Here is a 3,401-nt window from a genome sequence, read left to right as displayed (position 1 = left end):
GCTTATGCCGCACGTCGGGTTATGCCGACCGCGGAGGCGAGAGCGTGACGGACCTGCAGTCCAGTTTTTGAAAGTTCAGCATAATCGGCGTCCACGGCCTACGGGGTCTATATCCCTGTCTGGGCAGGCGAGTTGGCCTGCAGACGGGAGAAGATCATGGATGTGAGCCGAGGGCGGCGCCGTGGGCCGGTGCCGCTGGTGATGACGGGACCGTTGTCGCCGTACGAGTCGTTGCTGCGTGCGGAGTTGGCGTCGCTGGGGTACGCGGGGTCGTCGGTGACGGACGCGGTACGCATGATGAGGCGGCTGAGCACGTGGATGGATCGGCGGGAACTCGCGCTGGACGCGCTGGAGCCGTCGAAGGTGGAGGAGTTTCTGGCCTTCCGGCGGGCGGTATGCGAGTCGGAGCCGGTGGCCCGGCGGTCGCTGGGTGTGGTGATCAAGGTGCTGCGGAATGCCGGCGTGGTACCCGCTCCGGTGCCGACCGGCGGCGGTGCTGTGGAGAAACTGCTGGCGGATTACGGCGCCTACCTGCGTGGAGAACGCGGATTGGCGGCCGAGTCCGTCCGATGCTACTGCGGTCAGGCACGCAAGTTCCTCGCCGCACTACCGACGCCGCTGGAAGCGTCGCTGACCCGGCTGGATGCCGCGCGAGTGACCGCGGTCATAGTGCGGCACGCCACCGAGTGTGACAGCGTCTGGTCGGCGAAGGCCCTGGTGACCGCGGTTCGTTCGCTGCTGCGCTACCTGCACGTGGACGGACGGATCCCGGCTCCGCTGACCGGGGCGGTCCCCGCGGTGGCGGGCTGGCGATTGGATTCCCTGCCCCGCGGCCTGACGCCGCAGCAGGTCGCCGCGCTGCTGTCCGCGCCGGACCTGCGGACCCCGGCGGGACAGCGAGACCGAGCGATTCTGGTGACGCTCGCCCGCCTGGGACTGCGCGGTGCGGAAGTCGCCGCCCTCCAACTGTCCGATATCGACTGGCATGCGGGAGAGATCGCCGTGCGAGGCAAGGGATCCCGCATCGAGCGGCTGCCGCTGCCGACCGAGGTCGGCGAGACTCTGGCCGGCTACCTGACCGACAGTCGCCCCCGCTGCTCGGCGACGGCCGTGTTTGTCACCGCCCGGGCCCCCTACCAGGCACTAACGGGGACCTGTATACGGGCGGTCATGAGGCGGGCCTGCGACCGGGCCGGGCTGCCACGGATGGGAGCACACCGCCTCCGCCACAGCCTGGCCACCACGATCCTGCGGGCAGGCGCCCCATTGCCCGAAGTCGGACAAGTGCTCCGGCACCGCAGCCAGTTGAGCACAACGATCTACGCGAAGGTCGACCACACAGCCCTGCGGACACTGGCCCAGCCGTGGCCGGAAGGAGGTGCACGGTGACCACCATCCGGCAGCACGCGGAAGAGTATCTGGCCATGCGCCGTCGGCTGGGGTTCAAGCTGACCAGCTTCGGCGAGAAGCTGATGAGCTTCGTCAGCTACCTGGAACACACCGGCGCCACCGTCCTCACCACCGAGGCGGCGCTCACCTGGGCGACCAGCACCCCTCGCAGCACTGATCAGGTGCACTGGAGCCGGCGCCTGATGGTCGTGCGGGTCTTCGCCCGGCATCTGAAGGCCCTGGAACCGGCCACCGAAATCCCGCCCGACGATGCCCTGCCGCATCACTACCGGCGCATCACCCCGCACCTGTTCACCCCAGCTGAGCTGGCCGCCCTACTCCAGGTGACAGGCATACTGAGGCCGGCCTTCCGGGCCCGCACCTGGCACACCCTGCTCGGTCTGCTTGCCGTGACGGGTCTGCGGACTTCCGAAGCGTGCGGCCTGGACCGCACCGACGTCGACCTCACCAGCGGTCTTTTGACCGTGAGGGACACGAAGTTCGGCAAATCGCGGCAGGTGCCGGTGCACACCAGCACGACCGCCGCACTGCGGAAGTACGCCCGGGAACGCGACCGTCAGCGACCCGCCCCGAGCACGGTGGCCTTCCTGGTGTCCACCCGCGGCACCCGGCTCGATGCCCACAGCCTCCCGCGCACCTTCGCCCAGCTGCTGGAGGCGGCAGACATCACCGCAGGTGAAGGACGCCGCAGGCCCCGCTTGCACGATCTACGCCACACGTTCGCGACCACGACGCTGCTGAACTGGTACCGCAACGACGCCGACGTCCAGGCGAAGCTCCCGCTGCTGACCACCTACCTCGGCCACGCCGACCCAAAGTCCACCTACTGGTATCTGTCCGGCTCGCCAGAGCTGCTGTCCCTGGCCGCGACCCGCCTGGAACACAGCTTCGGAGGCCGGCCGTGAGCGACCTCGCACCCCTGCTGCAGGGCTTCTTCACCGACAAGCTGATGCTCCAGCTCCAAGCCAGCCAGCACACCATCGCCGCCTACCGCGACACCTTCACCCTCCTGCTCAGCTTCGCCTCACAGCGCACCGGCCACCGTCCCGCGCGCTTGAGCATCGCCGACCTCGACGCACCAGCGATCGGCGCGTTCCTCCAGCATCTGGAAACCGTCCGCGGCAACACCGCCGCGACCCGCAACGCCCGCCTGGCCGCGATCCGTTCATTCTTCCGCTATGCGGCCCTGCGAGCCCCCGAGCACGCGGCAGTAATCCAGCGCGTGCTGGCGATACCGCCCAAACGCTTCGACCGGGCCATCGTCAACTACCTCACCACCGCCGAGACCGACGCCCTGGTCGCCGCCCCGGACCGCACCACCTGGACCGGCCGACGCGATCACGCTCTGCTGCTGACCGCCATCCACACCGGAATGCGCGTCAGCGAACTGACCGGCCTCACCCTCCAGGACGTCCACCTGGGCGCCGGCTCCCACCTGCGCTGCCACGGCAAAGGCCGCAAGGACCGATGCACCCCACTGACCACCGGCACTGTCAAAGTGCTCAAGACCTGGATCAAGGAGCGCGGCGGCGAACAAGGAGATCCACTGTTCCCGACCCGCTGCGGCACCCCACTTAGCAGGGACGCCGTCGAACGCCTCGTCGCCAAGCACACCAGGACCGCGGCATCCACCTGCCCGTCCCTGGCCGATAAGCACGTCACCCCACACACCCTGCGACACAGCACCGCAATGGCACTTCTACACGCGGGAGTTGACATCTCCGTGATCGCGCTTTGGCTCGGACACGAGTCAACTGAAACCACACAAATCTACCTACACGCCGACATGAGCATCAAAGAACGCGCACTCGCACGCACCGCTCCCTCCGGCAGCACCCCCGGACGCTACACCGCCCCGGACACCCTGCTGACGTTCCTCCAGACACTCTGAGCATCAGAGCAAGGGTTATGCCGACCACTTCGAGACCAGACACCCGGTCCGTCACACTCTCCGCCCCCGCGGTCGGCATAACCCGACGTGCGGCATAAGC

At 68.2% G+C, this 3,401-nt stretch carries 3 protein-coding genes; all 3 read left to right on the top strand.

Annotation, left to right across the window (positions count from 1 at the left end; genetic code table 11):
* Positions 1–156 precede the first annotated feature (156 nt).
* From ACIQU6_RS44180 to ACIQU6_RS44170, 3 genes are read left to right on the top strand one after another with little or no spacing between them, the layout of a single operon-like run.
* Positions 157–1,389, top strand: coding sequence for a site-specific integrase (locus ACIQU6_RS44180; RefSeq protein ID WP_403488310.1), 1,233 nt, complete (start codon positions 157–159; stop codon positions 1,387–1,389).
* Positions 1,386–2,315 (top strand): tyrosine-type recombinase/integrase, encoded by a 930-nt coding sequence (locus tag ACIQU6_RS44175; RefSeq protein WP_403488308.1) that lies wholly within the window; start codon positions 1,386–1,388, stop codon positions 2,313–2,315. Before ACIQU6_RS44180 ends, ACIQU6_RS44175 begins: the two co-directional genes overlap by 4 nt.
* Entirely contained in the window at positions 2,312–3,301 is a 990-nt protein-coding gene (locus ACIQU6_RS44170) for a tyrosine-type recombinase/integrase (RefSeq protein WP_403488306.1), read from the top strand. Before ACIQU6_RS44175 ends, ACIQU6_RS44170 begins: the two co-directional genes overlap by 4 nt.
* The last annotated feature ends 100 nt before the right edge of the window (positions 3,302–3,401 follow it).

The organism is Streptomyces sp. NPDC090442, from assembly GCF_044769405.1.
Classification (GTDB): Bacteria; Actinomycetota; Actinomycetes; order Streptomycetales; family Streptomycetaceae; genus Streptomyces.
This window is presented reverse-complemented; position numbering and strand designations above follow the sequence as displayed.

Excerpts from the sequence above, each read along its gene's own strand:
- ACIQU6_RS44180 (WP_403488310.1), top strand. The coding sequence starts at position 157 with ATGGATGTGAGCCGAGGGCGGCGCCGTGGGCCGGTGCCGCTGGTGATG.